Below are 18,061 nucleotides of genomic sequence, written 5' to 3' on the forward strand. Positions count from 1 at the left end.
TTGCGTGCCGGTTCGATCCCACATCTCAGAGTCGAGATGTGGGGCACCCGGATTCGTGGAAATAGATAAAGCCCGCTGATGCCAATCGACATCGTTGTAGACGCAATGGGCTCCGACAAGGCCCCCGAACCTGAGGTTCGCGGGGCAATTCTTGCTGCCCGTCAGTTTGACGTGCGGGTGCATCTTGTTGGCCCCGAAGATATCGTTCGCCCTGTCCTACGCTCGCACTTGAAGGGGCAGAAGCTACCTGTGTTCATCGTGCCCGCCACCGAGTGGATCACGATGACGGACAAGGCTGCTTCGGCTGTTCGCAGCAAACGTGACTCGTCCATGCGCGTTGGCGTGAAGATGGTACGCGAAGGGCGAGCGGCGGGGTTCTTTACCGCTGGCAACACCGGCGCGGCGATGGCAACGGCGAAGATGGTCTTCGGGATGTTGGCCGGGGTCGATCGGCCTGCGCTGGCGACGATCCTTCCTACCATCTCGGGAAGCCCGTCTTTTCTGATGGATGTGGGCGCGAATGTCGATAGCGAGCCCGAAAATCTCTGTCAGTTTGCCGTGATGGGATCGATCTATGCGCGGGACGTTCTGGGCATAGCGAATCCTCGGGTTGGGCTGCTGTCGATCGGCGAGGAAGACTCGAAGGGCAATGCGCTGACGCGCGATACGCTCCCGCTGCTGCGGAATCTCCCCATCAACTTCATTGGCAATGTGGAAGGGCGCGATCTCTTCAACAACAACACGGACGTGACGGTGTGCGACGGCTTCGTCGGCAACGTGGCGCTGAAGTCAGTTGAAGGCGCGGCGCATCTGTTTCGCTCGCTGCTGCGGGAGTCGCTGAAGTCTACTGTGACCTCGCAGGTGGGCGCTCTGCTGTCGCGGCAGGCGTTTGGCGACTTTAAGAAGCGGCTCGACTACTCCGAGTACGGCGGAGCTCCGCTGCTGGGTGTGCGCGGGGTGTGCATCGTGGGGCATGGGTCGTCGAACGACCGGGCGATCATGAACGGCATTCGCGTGGCGGCAGAGTTTGCGCAGGCCAAGGTGAACTCCGAGATTGAAGCCGCCATGAACGGGCACTAAGTCGTACTTTGTACTCCTTCGGAGCTTCTTCAGGTCGCGTTGACCGCATCGGCCTCTTTCTTTGCGGGTGACTTGCTGCGGCGATCAACCATCTGTGCGAGCGTTCGGCCGAGACGCATCGAAGGCATCTCCACCCATCGATGAAAGGCTGCTGCAGCAAGCAGCGACAGCATCACAAATGGAACCACTGAAGGTCCGGGCGATACCTTTCCGTAGAGAACAATTGCCAATAGCATCAGGATCGGCATGTGTATCAGGTAGAGGCTGTAGGAGACTTTGCCGAGCCAGCGTAGAGGGCGAAGACGCAGGGTCCGGGATAGCCATCCACCTGGTACGAGAGCCAGCATGATGAAGTAAGCCGCGCCGAGGCCGGCGGTGAAGTCGCGCAGGAACCGCGGTATGTGAAGCGCTGCGTTGTACTGATAGAGCCCCAGCGAGACGACCAGCAGGACGTTGAGAAGCCACGAGGGGAGGCGTTCGAGCCGCGCGACGATCGTGGTCCGGTGGCGGGCGAGTATCGACCCAACGAGGAAGATTCCGCAGAAGGCGATCGTCAACGACCAGAAGATAGAAGGCACTCCGGGATATCCGGCACCGGTGTAGGGAGCGGAGAAGCGGTCGATCAGGCGAGCTGCGACCTGTAGCGAAAGTGCAATCAGGAAAGCCACCCAGGGCCTGAGACGGAGACTGACCAGGCACAGGAGCGGGAAGATCAGCGAGATTCGCATCTCGTGGACCAGAGACCAGACCGGCGTGTTGTAGGCATAGACGTCGTATCTTCCAAGGAAGGCGATGTGCTGCGCCATCAGAGGAAGCGAAGGGGCTTCACGCCAGGAAAGTTTGAACCCTTCGCCGTACATCTCCATCCCGTGGTATCGCCAGCAGCAGAGCGCTGCGAAAGCCAGAGCCGCAAGGTAAGGCAGGTAGATGCGGCAGACGCGCCGTATTGCGTAAGCCGCGTAGCCCGGCGGCTCTGCCGTCATCTGCGGCAGTGTAAGTACGAAACCGCTGAGAACGAAGAACATCATGACCGCGGCGGTCCCACTGGTGAGCAGCGGGATGTAGACGACGTACTTCACATACTCTGGCGGCGCAGTCTGCAGCCAACCTTCGAGAAAGTGAAGCAGCACCACGGACATTGCCGCCAGGCCACGTAGCGAATCGAGTTCGACAAGGTGGATCCTATCCTGTGCCTGTTGCTCGTTCCGAAACGGGTCGAAAAGAAGGTGACGCAACTTCATAAGTGTCCTTGATGCGCTTTTCACAACGTGGTTGCGCGAGTGTAGCTCATCTGCGGCCCAGGTTCCGGCAAGGCTTCCGCGGTCGAAGAACTAAAGTTTTGAAGATGTGGCGCGGAGCTCGCCGTCATTTGCCTCGATCTCGCATGCAGGGAACACGAAAAACGGTTACGGGTTGATCTCGGACTGATGCTGTCGTATATTGGGTTGAGAGCAATCCAGACTATTCCAGTCGGATATTGAAAACGGGGCACTTGCCCCGAACGACCCCGCACGTCTGTACGCCCGCACGGCCGTACAAAGGAGTACGAATGCAAGAGATCCTGAACACCCGGAAGAGCCCCTGGCTCGCACTTGGAACACTGGCGGCATACACCGTGATGGGCGCTGGCCGCCCGGCCATGGCGAGTACACCGAACGAAGATGGATTGGCGGCTGGCGAGCCTCCGGCGACGACCAAGCCGGTGCGGCAGTTCAATATCCCGGCCGGTCCTCTGGATGGTGCCATTGCGACGTATGAGGCTCTGACTGGGCTCACCATCTCTACTTCCCTCCCCGGAAAGACTTTGGCCCCTTTCGACAGCAATGGTGTTAGCGGGCTTTACACCAATGAGGAGGCGCTGAAGCTGATCCTTGCCGGGACGGGGCTTGAGGCCACGGCGGGTGTGAATGCGCGGTCGCTGGTGATTGGGATTCGCCAGCACGCGGACTCGGTGGACGTGAGTGCGGGACTTCCCGATGCTCTTGCGATGACGAAGTTCACCGAGCCGCTGCTGGACACGCCGCAGACGGTTGTGGCCGTGCCGAAGTTCGTGCTCGAGGATGAGGGCAACACGACGTTGCGTGACGCGCTCCGCAACGTTCCCGGTATCAGCATGGCTGCGGGCGAGTCCGGCGCGCAGGGCGATAACCTGACGATTCGGGGCTTCACGGCGCGTAACGACATTTTCCTCGATGGCATTCGCGACTTCGGCAGCTACTACCGCGACAGCTTCGACTACGAGCAGATCGAGGTGCTGGAAGGCCCGGCCGGTGTGCAGTTTGGCCGCGGGTCAACGGGCGGCGTGATCAACCAGGAGAGCAAGGTTCCGCAGGCGCAGGATTTCGTCAAGGTAGGAGCGGTCTTCGGGACAGACCTCACCCGGCGTATCACCGCCGACATCAACAAGCCGCTGCCTGACCTTGGAGATGGGACTGCGTTCCGGATGAACGTCGTCGCTACCGAGGGCGGAGTTGCGGGTCGGCCGTACGCGGAGAACCGGCACTATGGCGTGGCACCCTCGATCACCTTCGGGATGAACTCGAAGACGCGGTACACGGTCAGCTACTTCCACTTCACGGAGAGCGATACGCCGGACTATGGGTTGCCCTGGTTCTTCTCGAAGGTAGCGCCTACGAGTCGCCACAATTACTTCGGCTTCCCGGACCAGAACTATCTTCGAACCAGCGACGACATTCTTACGGGTAAGGTGGACCATGACTTCGGCCAAAACGTTGCGTTGCACTCGATCGCGCGATGGGCGAACTACCCGCGTCAGGCGCAGATTACCGAGCCGCAGATCTGCTCGAATGCTGCGTTCAGTGTGCCGGTAGGTGGTGTCATCGCAGCAAAGTACTTCCCGACCTCCTCGATCAATAGCAAGCAACATTGTAGCTACACGCCGGCGAGCGATCCAGCTACGATCGCCGTCAATCGGAATCAGCTTCAGATCAAGAGTGTGGAAGGCGATCTCTGGGACCAGACAGAGTTGACCGCGCGCTTCAAGGTTCTGGGCATCGGAAACAACTTCGCGGGAGGTGCAGAAGGCGGTCGCGAAGTGTCGAACCCGATCCGCACGAGCTATACCTTGAACAGTGTCAACAGTGTCCCTTCGACAAGCCTGCTGCACCCGAACCCCCATGACAGCTTCGGCGGCACCGGATATATCTCCACGATCGTGCATACCACGTCGAAGAGCGCGGGGGTCTACTTCGTCGATACCATCCACCTGGGCCGGCTCTTCGAGGCAAGCGGAGGTGTGCGATGGGACTACTTCGATACGAACTTCAACTCCTACCAGCCCGTGGCTCCGCCGACTGGAGGAGCTGTCAGCGCCGCGATTCCGCCGCAGGAGCAGGTGGTTACACAGCCTACCTATCGCGCGGCGTTCGTCTACAAGCCGACTCAGCATGGCAGCGTTTACTTCGACTATGGCACCAGCTTCAATCCTTCTGCCGAGTCGCTTTCACTCAGCGTTGCTACGAAGTTGCTTCCACCTGAAGAGAACGAGACTTATGAAGTGGGCGCAAAGTATAGCTTGCTTCACGACAAGCTCATGCTCGATGGCGCGTGGTTCCACACGACGAAAGACAACGCTCGAGAGACTGACCCCACAAACTCAAACAACATTGTGCTTGCGGGCAATCAACTCGTGAAGGGCGCGCAGATGAGCATGGTCGGCAAGCTGCCGCAAGGGACGGATGTGATCCTGGGATACGCCTATCTCGATAGCGCGGTTACGTACTCGAAGCTCTTTCCGGCTTCCATCGGCTATCCGCTTGCAAACGTTCCGAGGCAGACGTTCAACTTCTTCGTGACGCATCGTCTTCCAGGGCGCCTGAACGCTGGTTTCGGCGGCAACTCACTTTCAGCTCGCACTGCCAGTTCGACTGTGCCGTATGTCCCTACAGGCTACTCGGCCAACGCGGACGGGACGTACACCGTCACCAGTGTTGCGATGAAGGCTGTGCCTAGCTACTGGGTCTTCAATGCGATGCTTCGCCGCCCCTTGACCGACCGCCTCGACCTTCAGGCGAACGTCTACAACCTGACGAACAAGTTCTATATCGACCAGCCTCACCCCAGCCACCTGATCCCCGGTGCTGGATTGAACGCTCAGGTCGGGGTCAACTTCAAGTTTTAGCCATTGCATGGAGCGCACGCGCTTCGCGCCAATATCCGAGATGAGAAATTGGGTACCCCCACATCTTGATTCTGAGATGTGGGACTCACCCCTTTAGTACGTAACCTGATTGGTTGCATATCGATTCAAGTAACTCCAGAAATTACAAATAGAAAGTTGCCAAGATGCTGATCACGATTTCTGAGGTATTTAACGCTGAACAAGTGGCCGAAGCGCGTAAGGCGCTGGCCGAGGCAAACTGGGTAGACGGCAAGGTCACTGCCGGCTACCAGGCGCGCGAAGTGAAGAACAACATGCAGATCCCAGAGGGCAGCCCTATCGCTGTTGCCCTGGGAGACATGGTGCTGAAGGGTCTCGCGCGGTCGCCGCTCTTTATGTCGGCGGCCCTCCCTCTGCGGGTGTTCCCGCCGATGTTCAACAGCTACAGCGGCGGGCAGACCTTCGGGACTCATGTGGATACGGCGATCCGTCAGATTGCATCCACGGGGCAGCGAATCCGCACCGACCTTTCAGCGACGTTGTTTCTGACCGCGCCGGATGAGTATGACGGCGGCGAGTTGGTCGTCGAAGATGCGTATGGAACGCACAGCGTGAAGCTTCCGGCGGGAGATATGGTGCTGTATCCAGCGACGAGTCTGCATCGGGTCGAGCCGGTGACCCGCGGGGCACGCGTATCGAGCTTCTTCTGGATACAGAGCATGGTCCGGCAGGATATGCAGAGAACGCTGCTCTTTGATCTCGACGCTTCGATTCAGCGGCTTGCTGGCGTTGCGGCGCAGGCATCGGGGGGCAATCCAGCGATCGCGCAGACCGGTGTGCAGTTGACCGGGGTTTATCACAATCTGCTGCGGCAGTGGTCGGAGATGTAGAGCCGAAAGGCGAAATGCGGGGGTCTCTCCGCTGCGCATTGCGATGGGGCCGCAAGGCTTCGGTCGAGATGACGTTCTTTATTGAGGGGACTTAGGCGTCGGGAAAGAGCGGCGTGGGCTTGGGCCTGCGGGGTACGACAAGGGCCGGGCGGGCCCCTGGAACTCGTCGCCGGGGGCGAGGCTGAGGGGAGAAGCCTGGCGTGCCTTCGCTGTAGACCTCGAAGCATCCGCCGCCTCGGCGCTTGGCCTCGTACATAGCGGCATCGGCGCGGGAGAAGAGTTCATCTGAGCTGGCAGCCTGAGTGGGATAGATGGCTATGCCGATGCTGCAGCTCATCCGAATGTTCTCAAGACCCTCCGGACCGCCATTTGCGATCGCGGCGGTGACCTTTGCGGCGACACGGCGGATGTCGGCCTCCTGCTGCACGTCGGGCATGACAACGATGAACTCATCGCCGCCGATGCGAAGGACGGAGTCAGTTCCGCGGACGGACTCACGGAGGCGCTGAGCGGCGGTTACGAGGACGAGGTCGCCGGCAGCGTGGCCGAGCGTATCGTTGACCTCTTTGAACATATCCATGTCGACCACGAAGAGGCCGACCTTGTTCTTATAGCGGATGGCGCGGTCGATGGCCTGCTGGACGCGGTCGTTCAAGAGGCTGCGATTGGGCAGGCCAGTGAGAACGTCGTGTTGCGCGCGATACTGCGCCGCTTGTTCTAATAGCTTGCGTTCGGTGATGTCGGCGGCGGAGATGGCTATGCCGTCTTCGAGGCGGACGACTTCGTGGCGGATCCAGCGCGGGATGTCGTCATCAAGTTCCATGGGGAACTCCTGGACGATGGGCTCGCCAGACATGACGACCTGCTTGTACTCGTCGAAGAAACCGCCACTGCGGTTTACGGGGATGAGCGCGCAGAGATACTGGCCGATGATCTCCTCGCGGGGCAGGCCGATGAGCTTCTCGCCGTTGGTGTTTAGGTAGGTGAACTCGAAGTCGATGATCTGACCATCGCTGCCGCGAACTGACTGCAGTGTGTAGAAGGCCTCAAGGCTGCTCTCGGAGGCGGCGATGAAGCGGGCTTCGTTCTGCTGGCTCCTGCGGGTGGTGGCGAGGAAGTCGCGGGTGCGTCCTACGAGGGCGGCGATGATTCCGGCGCTGACCACAGCGAGGGTGGCGGAGATCATCTCGGCCTGGGCGGAGAAGTCGAGGTCCTGGCGGAACAAGGCGAGCAGCCCCATGATGCGGGTCACACCAGAGATGGACATGAAGAGCGCGAAGATCAGGAAGATGCCGCGAATCTGCAGTAGTCCCTTGGACTTGCTGTACATGGAGAGGAAGGCCGCGGCGAGGATGAAGTAGCTGATTGTCAGCACCATATCCGCGACAATGCTCAACGACCAGCCAGCCTCCGCGTGCGACGAATTGGTCGCCGCGGTATGTTGGAACCGGTGAAGCAGGAAAGCAGTAACGCAAACTGAGACCAAGCCAAGGGCCAGACCCCAGCGATTCGCTCGATTCGATAAGAAGGTCACGCGCATAGTTGGTGACGATTCACTTTGTCAAAAGTTACCATTGGTAAGATGCAAGGTATGGATTTCGGGGAATTTATTTTCCTCGCCGAACCTCCAAGGGCCCCATCCGGGACAAGGAATTAGAAATCCAGTGAAACAAAACGCCGCATCTTTACCGCCTGACGCAATATGGCGCACCGATTTCTTTGCTGGTTTGGTGCCGGATCAGACCGGCCGACGCATCCTGATCACGGGAGCGAATAGTGGCATTGGGTATCCTGCGGCGCGTGAACTTGCGCGTGCGGGGGCGCATGTTCTGCTGGGATCACGTGACCGGACGAAGGGTGAGGCGTCGGTGGAACGGCTGCGATCCGAGGTGCCTGCTGCGAGCGTGGAGTTGAGCGTCTTCGATCTTGCATCGCTCGATTCCGTAAGGGAGTTTGCAGCGCGTGAACTCGAGCGCGGGCTCCCGCTCGACGTGCTAATCGATAATGCAGGCGTGATGGCACCCCCGAAGCGGTTGGAGACGAAGGACGGATTCGAGTTGCAATTCGGGACGAATGTGTTGGGGCACTTCGCCCTTACGGGGCTGTTGATGCCTGCGTTGGAGATGTCGGTGACGGCCTCGGCGGCAGTAGTGCCGCAGGCTCCGCGAGTTGTCATCGTTGCCTCGATTGCCCACAAGCGCGGAAGGATTGATTTCGAAGATCTGCAGTCGACTCGCTCTTATGTGCCCATGCGGGCGTATGCGCAGACAAAGCTGGCCGACCTGATGCTGGCTTTCGAGCTTGACCGCAGGTTACGGGCTAAAGGATCGACGATCGAATCGATTGCCGCTCATCCTGGTGTGGCGAACACAAATCTTTTCCAGGTGGGTGATTACAATCCCGTGGAGAAGGTGATACGCCGGGTTGTGGGGCCGTTGATCGGAGCGCTGTTGGGTACGGCTCTCGATGGCGCTCTGCCGACGATCTATGCGGCGGCGGCTCGTGGTGCGCGGTCGGGCGGCTACTATGGGCCGCAGGGCTTCCGGGAGATGCGCGGCGGCGACGTGGGAGAGGCAGAGGTCGCACCGCAGGCGCTGGACGAAGCAGTGTCGGGGCGGCTCTGGAGACGATGCGAAGAGCTCACCGGAGTGACTTTCGGCTAGCGTGGAACTGCATCTCGGATGAATCTCAAGGCGAACCTTAAGTCTCGCTGAAGAAAGTGTGAAACCTTCGTTCAAATTCACCGAGCCGTGATGAACTTCCGATGATATTTCGTTCATAATATGGGGTTTACGCTACATTCATGTGCCCGCAACATGCCATTAATCCCCTCCTCCTAGCTTCGTCCTATCTGCATCAGCCTGGATACTCCGCGCTCCTTTGAGCGACTTACGGACGAGAGCATGGCGCGCACGTGCGCCCCAGAGCCGGTGCACAAGGAGCTTCCATGCCATACCCTCGCACGATTGCTGCGACCTCGCTTTTACTGTTTGCCGTCGCCCACTCCGCAGTTAGCCAGACGGGACGCGGAACGCTGACTGGCTCCGTTCTCGACGCCCAGGGCGGAGTGCTGCAAGGGGCGCAGATCACGCTCAGCCCAGGAGGCGCGTCGCTGGTCTCGGATTCGACGGGCCAGTTCGCCTTCACCGGCCTCTCCGCCGGGCAATATGCGGTGACCATCTCGTACGTTGGCTTCAAGACGTCGACCCAGCAGATGACGGTGAATGCGGGACAGTCCGTGCGCGTCTCCGCGACGCTGGCGGTCGCTTCGAACACGCAGCAGGTCGACGTCTATACAGGGCGCGAGGGTGGCGAGGCGGAGTCGGTCAATCGGACGTTCAACGCGGACAACATCATCAACGTATTGCCGGCGGACATCATCACGAGTCTTCCGAACGCGAACGTGGCGGATGCGATCGGACGGCTTGCGAGCGTGACGCTGGAGCGCGACGAGGGCGAGGGTAAGTACGTGCAAGTGCGAGGGACTGAGCCTCGTCTGACGAACACGACCATCGACGGGGTCAATATCGCGTCGGCCGAGACGGTTCGCCAGGTGAAGCTGGATATCATTCCGGCGGACCTGGTGGAGTCGGTGCAGATCAACAAGACGCTGCAGGCGAACATGGAAGGCGACGGCATCGGTGGATCGGTGGATCTGAGGACCAAGAGCGCAGTTGACCGGCCGACGGCCTATCTTGAATCGACGGGCGGGTATACGCCGATCATCGGCGGGCGCCCGGTTTACTCCTTCGACGGGACACTGGGGAGGCGGTTCCTCGAAGGCAAGAAGTTGGGCATCCTGGCTGGGGCATCGTACGACTGGAACGGTCGCGGCATCAACGACGTTGAACCGGGTCCCATCTATCTCGGTGGCTATGACGAGCGTGATTATCGCTACTACCGCAACCGCTTCGGTGTGGCTGGGACGGTCGACTATCGGTTCAACGAGACGTCCAGCATCTATCTGAAGGGTCTCTACGCGCTCTTCCACAACTATGGGGACCGCTGGGACTATAGCCAGACGACCGCGTTTCAGGCGGACTTCTCGCCTGCTCCTGGTACAGGGAATGTGAGCTTCGGAGCTCAGATTCGCCGCCCGGTACAGGACCTTGGCAGTATTCAGCTTGGCGGACGGCATGTGATTGCGCAGTCGCTGTTTTCGTGGGATGTGGAGAGCTCGGTCGGCCGGACGCGCGACAAGGGATATGCGAACGCGAGCTTCGCTCCTACGGCGGACTCAAGTCTGAACAACTTTACTTACTCGCTGGACAACTCGAATCCTCTGGTGCCGCGGCTGACCGCGCAGGGCGTGAACATCTACGATCCTTCGCAGTATGTTTACACGGGTGAGGAAATCAACAACTACTACAACCCTGAGGTCGACCTGGGGTTTGGCGGGTCGCTGGCGACCAGCTACACGTTGGGCAACCATGCTGGCGTCATCGAAGTGGGAGGCCGCTTCCGCAACGTGCATAAGTTCGCCAACCAGGATGACATCTATACGGTGCCGGCGGGGGATGCCCCGCTGCTGTCGAGTCTTGTGGGTGACTTCACGGACCCGAACTACTACTCGGGTAGCTACAAGTTCGGACCGACCGCCTCCTTCGACAAGGTCAGCGCCTACGTAGCGGGAAATCCTCAGATCGCGGACCCCAACAACCCTGACGTACTTGGCTCGAACTTCGACTTCAACGAGAAGGTCTCCGCCGGGTACGTGATGAATACGATCAACCTCAACAAGTTCCGCATCGTCGGCGGCCTGCGATTTGAGGAGACGAGCGACAGGGACAATGGCACGACGGTTCCCGGGGCACCCAACATTGCCAATAACGGGTCGTATCTGAGCGTGCTGCCTAGCGTCTCGGTGCGTTACGGATTTACGCCTTCTACCGGCCTGCGGCTGGTCTATGGCCGTGGGCTTTCGCGGCCGGACTTCGCCGACCTGGTCTCGTTTGCGACGGTCTCGCCGGGTGGGGTGCGGACGACGTCGAGCATCGGCAATCCGAACCTGAAGGCCGAGCACGCCGACAACTTTGACGTGCTGTATGAGCAGAACCTGAACGGTGTCGGTCTTCTGCAGGCGGGCGGATTCTACAAGCGGCTTACCACGCCTATTGTTGCGCTCAATACGACGCTGAGCGATGGCACGATTCAGTCGCAGCCGCAGAATGCGGGAAGCGCGTTCGACTACGGCTTCGAGATCGCTTACCAGCAGCACTTCACCTGGCTGCCCGGACTGCTGGGCGGTGCGGGGGTCTCGGCGAACTATGGCTACACGTCATCGCGCGTAACGTGGCCGGCGCAGGTCCTGGTGACCGCACCTGATGGCAGCACACAGCTGAACATCGACCGCACCGACCACCCGCGGTTGCTGCGCCAGGCTCCGCATACGTGGAATCTGAGCCCGACCTACGACCGCAAGCGACTCTCGGTGCGTCTGGGGCTGAGCTACAACGATGCCAACATCTTCGCCTATAACTACTCGGACTCGAACGCGAGCGGAGCGTTCGACCCGACGACCGGCTCAGGTGGCGGCTTCAAGGGACCCAACGGAGACCTGTATCTCAACTCGCATCTCCAGGTGGACCTGCAGGGAACGTATCGGCTGCCGATGGGCTTTACCGCGGTTGCCTATGGCCTGAACCTGAACAACGAAGTCTTCGGGTTCTACCAGGGTAGCAACGAGAACCCGGTGCAACGCGAGTTCTACAAGCCGACCTTCGGCGGCGGTCTACGCTGGTCACCACGCAGTAATAAGTAGTTCGCTCCAGAGCAACTCAGCAGGGCAGAGGCGTGCCAGACATTCGGCACGCCTCTGTTTTTTTGAATGCGATGGTGGTGTCGTACAGGTTGGCTCGGCAAATAGAATCTCTCCATGCGAATTCTTCCACTTCTGCTGCTTGTTCCGGCGCTATGCACTTCTGTCCACCCCGCGCTTTGCGCGTCTCCCGAGATGACGCCGACGTTGCGCTCGATGATCGACGCCGCAGCGAACAAGGTGCTGGCCGATACCGGAGTTCCGAGCGCTGCGGTGGGCATCGTGATCGACGGGAAGATCGTGCTGACGACGGCTTATGGCGATGCGCGCTTGTCTCCGTCCTTGAAGGCGACGGGCGCGATGGCTTATCCCGTTGGATCGATCTCGAAGCAGTTCACGGCGAGTGCGGTTCTGCTGCTGCAGCAGGATGGGAAGCTGACGCTCGACGATACGGTCAGCAAGTTTTTTCCGGAGCTGACGCGGGCGAACGAGGTGACGATTCGCGAGCTGCTCTCACATACGAGCGGCTACGAAGACTATGCGCCACAGGACTACACCATCCCGGAGTGGACGAAGCCGACCAGGCCGATCGACGTGGTGCACAAGTGGGCGGAGAAGCCGCTGGACTTCGATCCGGGGACGCAGTGGCAGTACAGCAATACGAACTTTGTGCTGGCCGCGCTGATCGTCGAGAAGGCGAGTGGGATGCCGTTCGCGGAGTTTCTGAAGACACGGGTGCTGGAGCCAGCGGGGATCAAGGACGCGTTGAACTTGAATGTCGATCAGGCAAAGGTGAAGCCGACGGGATACATGCGGAACGCGCTGGGGCCGCTGCGTCCGGCGATATTAGAAGCGCCCGGATGGTACTTCGGCGATGGTGACCTGGCGATGCCGGTGGCGAGCCTGCTGACGTGGGACATTACGCTGATGAATCGAAGTGTGCTCGCGCCGAAGAGCTATGACGACTTCTTCGCCGACGTGCGGTTGAAGGACGGCAAGCCGACGGGGTATGGGCTGGGCGTGGATGTGCGCGTCCGCAATGGACATAGGGAGATTGAGCACTCGGGCGAGGTGGGTGGATTTGTTGCGGAGAACGTCGTTCTGCCGGACGACCGGATCGCGATTGCGGTGCTGACGAATCAGGAGGCGAGCTCTGCGGCAAGTCAGATTGCGAAGGCGATTACGCCGATGCTGCTGCCTTCACGGGCAGCTGCCGTGGACGAAGGAGGCGCCGATGCACAGGCGAAGATCATCCTTCAAGGGCTTGCAATGGGGCAGATCAATCGCGCACTGTTCACCGATGATTGCAACTTTTACTTCTCGCAGGAGGCGATTGATGACTTCAAATCAAGCCTGTCACCGCTCGGGAAAATTACAGAGGTGACGCAGCGCTCCAAGGAACTGCGCGGGGGAATGACCTTCCGGGCATTTACGGTGAAGTTTGGAGAGAAGACGGTGACGCTGACGATTTATACACAGGCGGATGGGAAGCTGGAACAGTTTCTTATTGAGCCCTGAGGATGGTATCCACTCTTGCTTGGCGAAGCCGGTCACTCTTAAGTGAACTTTGCAGTGGTCTCCTCTTGACGACCGGAGTTGTCATGGACAAGAGTGCGGCAGAGTGACGATGAGGTGTTTCCGCTACATCAACTATGATAAGAGTGATCTTCAGCCCAGAATGAGATTCCACCGCATTGAGAACCCAGCGTCGCCAGACGAGACTCAGATAGCCTCGCTCCTTGAGTCTGGCGTAGAAGTTGTAGTGCTTCAATTTTCGAACTCAGCCGCTTATGACGAGATGGCCCTGCGCAAAGTGAACGCGATGTGCGAACGCTTTGGTGCGAGATTGAATGTCAGGTTTTACGGTCATTACGGTTCAGAATTTGACTGTCAAACTCTTCGCCATCTTCCGTTGGTTCGATCTCTCAATATCGACTGCTTAACGGACGCAGTTCACTTGGAGTTTCTAGATGAGCTTGCTTGGTTGGAGGAGTTCGCTTTCGGTGTTTTTAGAGCTAATTTTCCACGGCTGTTGGGGAGCAAAGCTCTAAGACGGCTCAGAAGGCTTGTACTGGCACCGACGCACAAGAATGACATTGATCTTGCACCAATGGAGTCTTACGCTCAACTCGAAGAGCTCTTCATCAACGGGCATACTCGCCATATTGAGTCGATAGCAACTCTGCCTAGACTGCAAAAGCTTTCCTTAGGCGGGATTGGGAAGAAGAAGTCGCTTTCGTTCATCAAATCAATCGCGTCATTGAAAGCTCTGACGTACATTTTGGGTGGTCGGCTGAACGTTGATGATTTAGCTCATGACGGTTTAGAGCGACTTGAAATCCTGAGAGTCCTCGGGTTGTCTGAGATCAACGTAGCGCTGTTTCCGAAGCTGGAGCGTTTGACTGTTGAAGATCAGCTGAGATTAAACGAGTTAGACATCCGTCCATTGACCAAGCTTCAGCGGCTTTCCGTCTTCAACTGCAAAAGGCTCACACATGTAGTCGGTATCGACGATGCCGACTCGTTAGAAAGCCTCCGCATTGGGATGACAAATGTCGAGCTTAGCGAAATTCTGAATCGCCTTCCGGCGAGCGTTAAAGCGCTAACGCTCCACAGCCCCAGCAAAGCGATTGACGACAAACTTCAACTACGTGTTGCGTCACTGGGCCTTCCGGGTGCCTATTACACCGGTGCATTCTAGCTTTGTAGTCACTTAGACACGCCCTCTAAGCGGTACCAGGTCATCTGGTCTTCCCTGAAACGGACGACTCGGCGCGGTAAAGCATTGCGCCTTGAAAATGGGATTTCACCAGCTTCAACCTATAGCTGCTGTCCTAAAGACTGCAATGGCGGTCACCTGGAGTGAGATATGGGGGCGCTACCAGCACCGCCATATCTCACTTTTGGAAGTGGACTACGCTCGTGATTCAGTTCCCGCAAGTTGCCGCAGCACGTACTGCAGGATGCCCCCGTGCTGGTAGTAGAGGATCTCCTGCGGTGTGTCGATGCGTACTGTGACTGGGAAGACGATGGTGTGGCCGGTATCGGATTCGGCGGTGACGGTGATGTTCTTGCCGTTGGGGAACTTGCCGTCGAGCATGGCGGCTAGTTCGCCTGGCTCGGCTCCCACGGAGTAAAGCTCCTGGCCGGAGAGGCCGAGCGATTCGGCGGACTCGCCGGGCTCGAACTGCAGCGGCAAGATGCCCATGCCGACGAGGTTCGAGCGGTGGATGCGCTCGTAGCTTTCGGCGATGACGAAGCGGATGCCGAGCAGGCGCGGGCCCTTGGCGGCCCAGTCGCGGGAGGAGCCGGAGCCGTATTCTTTTCCGGCGAGGATGGCGAGCGGGATGGTGCGCTTCGCGTACTCGACGCTGGCATCGTAGATCGACATGGGGACGTCGTCGGGGAAGAGGCGGGTGACGCCGCCCTCGGTGCCGGGGGCGAGCTTGTTGCGGAGACGGACGTTGGCGAAGGTGCCTCGGACCATGACTTCGTGGTTGCCGCGGCGGCTGCCGTAGCTGTTGAAGTCGGCAGGCTTCACGCCGTGTTCGGTGAGGTACTTGCCGGCGGGGCCGTTGAGCTTGATGGAGCCGGCGGGGGAGATGTGGTCCGTGGTGACGCTGTCGCCGAGGACGGCGAGGATGCGGGCGGCGTGGATGTCCTGGACTGGCGCGGGCTTGGCGGCCATGCCGTCGAAGTACGGGGCCTTGCGGATGTAGGTGGAGTCGGGCTCCCAGCCGTAGGTCTCGCCGGAGGGAAATTTGAGGTTCTGCCAGTTCTGGTCGCCGTCGGAGACGGTGGAGTATTGGTGGCGGAACATGGCTGAGTCGATCGACGATGCGACCGTCTCCGCCACCTCGGCCTGGGTGGGCCAGATGTCTTTGAGGAAGACGGGTGAGCCGTCCTTGTCGCGGCCGAGCGGGTCGGTGTCGAAGTTGTGGCCGATGTGTCCGGCGAGCGCGTAGGCGACGACCAGCGGCGGGCTCATGAGGTAGTTGGCGCGAACTTCGGGAGAGATGCGGCCTTCGAAGTTGCGATTGCCCGAGAGGACGGAGACGGCTACCAGGCCGTGGTCTTCGATGGCTTTGGAGACGTCGGTGGGCAGCGGGCCGGAGTTTCCGATGCAGGTGGTGCAGCCGTAGCCGACGACCTGGAAGCGGAGCTCGTCGAGATACTTCATGAGGCCGGCTTTGACGTAATAATCCGTCACGACGCGGGAGCCGGGAGCGAGCGAGCTCTTGACCCACGGCGGTGTGCGGAGTCCCTTTTCTACGGCTTTCTTGGCGAGCAGGCCGGCGGCCATCATCACGTAGGGGTTCGAGGTGTTGGTGCAGGAGGTGATGGCGGCGATGACGATGCTGCCGTGGTCGAGGTAGGGGTCGGGGTTGACTCCAAAACGTTCGGCGATGCTGGTGGGAGCGACCTTGAGAGCTTCGACGGGGAGGGTTTCAACGGCTACGGAGTCGCCGCCTTCGGGCGCTGGCGAGGCTGCGCCCTTGCCGCTGGTGACGTCGCCGCGCAAGCTGGCGGTGCCGCCTTCGCCCTCCCAGCGGAGCATCTGGCGAGCTGCGCTCTTGTTGCCGGCGGGGCCGAGGAGAGCGGGGAGCTGCTGCTGGAAGCTGGCGGCAGCGCCGGATAGCAGGACGCGATCTTGTGGCCGTTTGGGGCCGGCTACGCTGGGTTCGACTGTGCTCAGGTCGAGAGACAGGGTGGCAGAGTACTCGGCTTCCGGGGCGTCGGGCGTGTGGAAGAGGCCCTGGGCGCGGCAATAGGCTTCGACCAGAGCGATGTGTTCTTCAGTACGTCCGGTGAGGCGGAGATAGCGGAGGGTCTCGGCGTCGACGGGGAAGATGCCGCAGGTCGCTCCGTACTCGGGGGCCATGTTGGCGATGGTGGCGCGGTCGGCCAAGGGAAGCTCGGAGATGCCGGGGCCGTAGAATTCGACGAACTTGCCAACGACGCCATGCTTGCGAAGCGCTTCCGTGACTGTTAAGACGAGGTCGGTGGCGGTGGTGCCTTCCTTCAGCTTGCCGGTGAGGCGGAAGCCGACGACCTGCGGCAGCAGCATGGAGACGGGCTGGCCGAGCATGGCGGCCTCTGCTTCGATGCCGCCGACGCCCCAGCCGAGCACGCCAAGACCGTTGACCATCGTGGTGTGGGAGTCGGTGCCGACGAGGGTATCTGGATAGGCGAAGACCTTGCCTCCGGCGTCGGGTGACGTGGTGAAGACGACGCGGGCGAGGTACTCGAGATTGACCTGGTGGCAGATGCCCATGCCGGGTGGCACGGCGGAGAAGTTGTTGAAGGCGGTCTGGCCCCACTTGAGGAAGGCGTAGCGCTCGCGGTTGCGCTGGAATTCCAAGGCGGCGTTCAAGTCGTAGGCGTGAAGCGTTCCGAACTCATCGACCTGCACGGAGTGGTCGATGACGAGCTCTGCGGGTTGGAGCGGGTTGATCTTTTCGGGGTCGCCGCCGAGCGCCTTCATGGCGTCGCGCATGGCGGCGAGATCGACGATGGCTGGGACGCCGGTGAAGTCCTGCATGAGGACGCGCGCGGGCATGTAGGCGATCTCGCGGGAGGGTTCGGCCTTGGGGTCCCATGCTGCCAGGAAGCGAATGTCATCTGCCGTTACGGTCCGGCCGTCTTCGCAACGAAGGAGATTTTCAAGGAGGACGCGGAGCGAGAAGGGAAGCCGGGCGAGCGAGACGCCCTGCGATTCGAGAGCGGGAAGGCTGAAGTAGTGGACGGTCGAGGCGCCGGAGGTGAGGGTGGCGGCACTCTGGAAGGAGTTGGGATGATTCTGCGGCATTGCGAGTCTCTCCTGAACTTCTGCGCTCTTAATTATGAGCGGGAATGATGAAGTTGGGTGGGCGGCCCCTCGGTGAGAAGGGGATATCTGAAATTTGCAGGCGGTGCGATCGATTGGGAGGGAGTGGGTCTGCGCGGCGAAGCGCCGGCGAGATGCAGGTCAGCGACCCCGGTCGGGGCGACCGTGGCGAAATCGCTTGGTTCGAATCGTACCGTTCATTCCAGCCTCGCTCCAGATCAGCATAACTCCAGTTGTGGCCGGTGCGAAAGTACGGGCCATGGTGCCCGCGGAACTCTTATTTGCGGATGGGGTTCTCTTCTCCGGCGGAGTGGAAGGAAAGAATTCACCTCCCTGTCTCGCCGTGAGAGAACGCATGTGCATCTCACAGAATTGCGTAGGAGAAA

The 18,061-nt window shown here is 60.0% G+C and carries 10 protein-coding genes; 7 read left to right on the top strand and 3 right to left on the bottom strand.

Going from position 1 to position 18,061, the window contains the following annotated elements:
* The first annotated feature begins 78 nt into the window (after positions 1–78).
* Positions 79–1,080, top strand: coding sequence for a phosphate acyltransferase PlsX (gene plsX, locus HDF16_RS14905; RefSeq protein WP_184217975.1), 1,002 nt, complete (start codon positions 79–81; stop codon positions 1,078–1,080).
* A 29-nt stretch (positions 1,081–1,109) separates the two neighbouring features.
* Here plsX and HDF16_RS14910 read toward each other — a convergent pair whose 3' ends face one another.
* Positions 1,110–2,321, bottom strand: coding sequence for an acyltransferase family protein (locus HDF16_RS14910; protein ID WP_221312778.1), 1,212 nt, complete (start codon positions 2,319–2,321; stop codon positions 1,110–1,112).
* Positions 2,322–2,629: 308 nt separating this feature from the next.
* On the opposite strand from HDF16_RS14910, the gene HDF16_RS14915 reads away from it, so the two are divergent.
* A complete protein-coding gene (locus HDF16_RS14915) occupies positions 2,630–5,221 on the top strand; it encodes a TonB-dependent receptor (protein ID WP_184217979.1) in 2,592 nt (863 codons plus the stop codon).
* Between the two features lie 164 nt (positions 5,222–5,385).
* Positions 5,386–6,090 carry a Fe2+-dependent dioxygenase gene (locus HDF16_RS14920; RefSeq protein WP_184217981.1) on the top strand — a complete coding sequence of 235 codons (705 nt, stop codon included), beginning with the start codon at positions 5,386–5,388 and terminating at the stop codon, positions 6,088–6,090.
* Positions 6,091–6,181: 91 nt separating this feature from the next.
* Here HDF16_RS14920 and HDF16_RS14925 read toward each other — a convergent pair whose 3' ends face one another.
* On the bottom strand, positions 6,182–7,486 hold the full coding sequence (locus HDF16_RS14925; RefSeq protein ID WP_184217983.1) for a sensor domain-containing diguanylate cyclase: 1,305 nt from the start codon (positions 7,484–7,486) through the stop codon (positions 6,182–6,184).
* A gap of 268 nt (positions 7,487–7,754) precedes the next feature.
* Between HDF16_RS14925 and HDF16_RS14930 the strand changes: the two genes are divergently transcribed.
* From HDF16_RS14930 to HDF16_RS14945, 4 genes are all read left to right on the top strand, one after another.
* The gene (locus HDF16_RS14930; protein WP_348641324.1) at positions 7,755–8,753 is read left to right on the top strand and encodes an SDR family oxidoreductase; all 999 of its coding nucleotides are present in this window, start codon (positions 7,755–7,757) and stop codon (positions 8,751–8,753) included.
* Between the two features lie 284 nt (positions 8,754–9,037).
* Positions 9,038–11,851: a TonB-dependent receptor gene (locus HDF16_RS14935; RefSeq protein WP_184217985.1), complete on the top strand. Its 2,814-nt coding sequence runs from the start codon at positions 9,038–9,040 to the stop codon at positions 11,849–11,851.
* Positions 11,852–11,965: 114 nt separating this feature from the next.
* Positions 11,966–13,366, top strand: a complete 1,401-nt coding sequence (locus tag HDF16_RS14940) for a serine hydrolase domain-containing protein (protein WP_246409123.1) — start codon at positions 11,966–11,968, stop codon at positions 13,364–13,366.
* Positions 13,367–13,610: 244 nt separating this feature from the next.
* Positions 13,611–14,549: a hypothetical protein gene (locus tag HDF16_RS14945; protein ID WP_221312779.1), complete on the top strand. Its 939-nt coding sequence runs from the start codon at positions 13,611–13,613 to the stop codon at positions 14,547–14,549.
* Between the two features lie 213 nt (positions 14,550–14,762).
* Here the strand turns inward: HDF16_RS14945 and HDF16_RS14950 are convergent, their stop codons facing one another.
* Positions 14,763–17,657: an aconitate hydratase gene (locus HDF16_RS14950; protein ID WP_184217989.1), complete on the bottom strand. Its 2,895-nt coding sequence runs from the start codon at positions 17,655–17,657 to the stop codon at positions 14,763–14,765.
* Positions 17,658–18,061 lie beyond the last annotated feature (404 nt).

It is taken from the genome of Granulicella aggregans, assembly GCF_014203275.1.
In the GTDB taxonomy this organism is placed as follows: Bacteria; Acidobacteriota; Terriglobia; order Terriglobales; family Acidobacteriaceae; genus Edaphobacter.

Coding starts and splice junctions, on each gene's coding strand:
- HDF16_RS14940 (WP_246409123.1), top strand. CDS start 11,966: ATGCGAATTCTTCCACTTCTGCTGCTTGTTCCGGCGCTATGCACTTCT.
- HDF16_RS14935 (WP_184217985.1), top strand. CDS start 9,038: ATGCCATACCCTCGCACGATTGCTGCGACCTCGCTTTTACTGTTTGCC.
- HDF16_RS14950 (WP_184217989.1), bottom strand. CDS start 17,657: ATGCCGCAGAATCATCCCAACTCCTTCCAGAGTGCCGCCACCCTCACC.
- HDF16_RS14910 (WP_221312778.1), bottom strand. CDS start 2,321: ATGAAGTTGCGTCACCTTCTTTTCGACCCGTTTCGGAACGAGCAACAG.
- HDF16_RS14915 (WP_184217979.1), top strand. CDS start 2,630: ATGCAAGAGATCCTGAACACCCGGAAGAGCCCCTGGCTCGCACTTGGA.
- HDF16_RS14920 (WP_184217981.1), top strand. CDS start 5,386: ATGCTGATCACGATTTCTGAGGTATTTAACGCTGAACAAGTGGCCGAA.
- plsX (WP_184217975.1), top strand. CDS start 79: ATGCCAATCGACATCGTTGTAGACGCAATGGGCTCCGACAAGGCCCCC.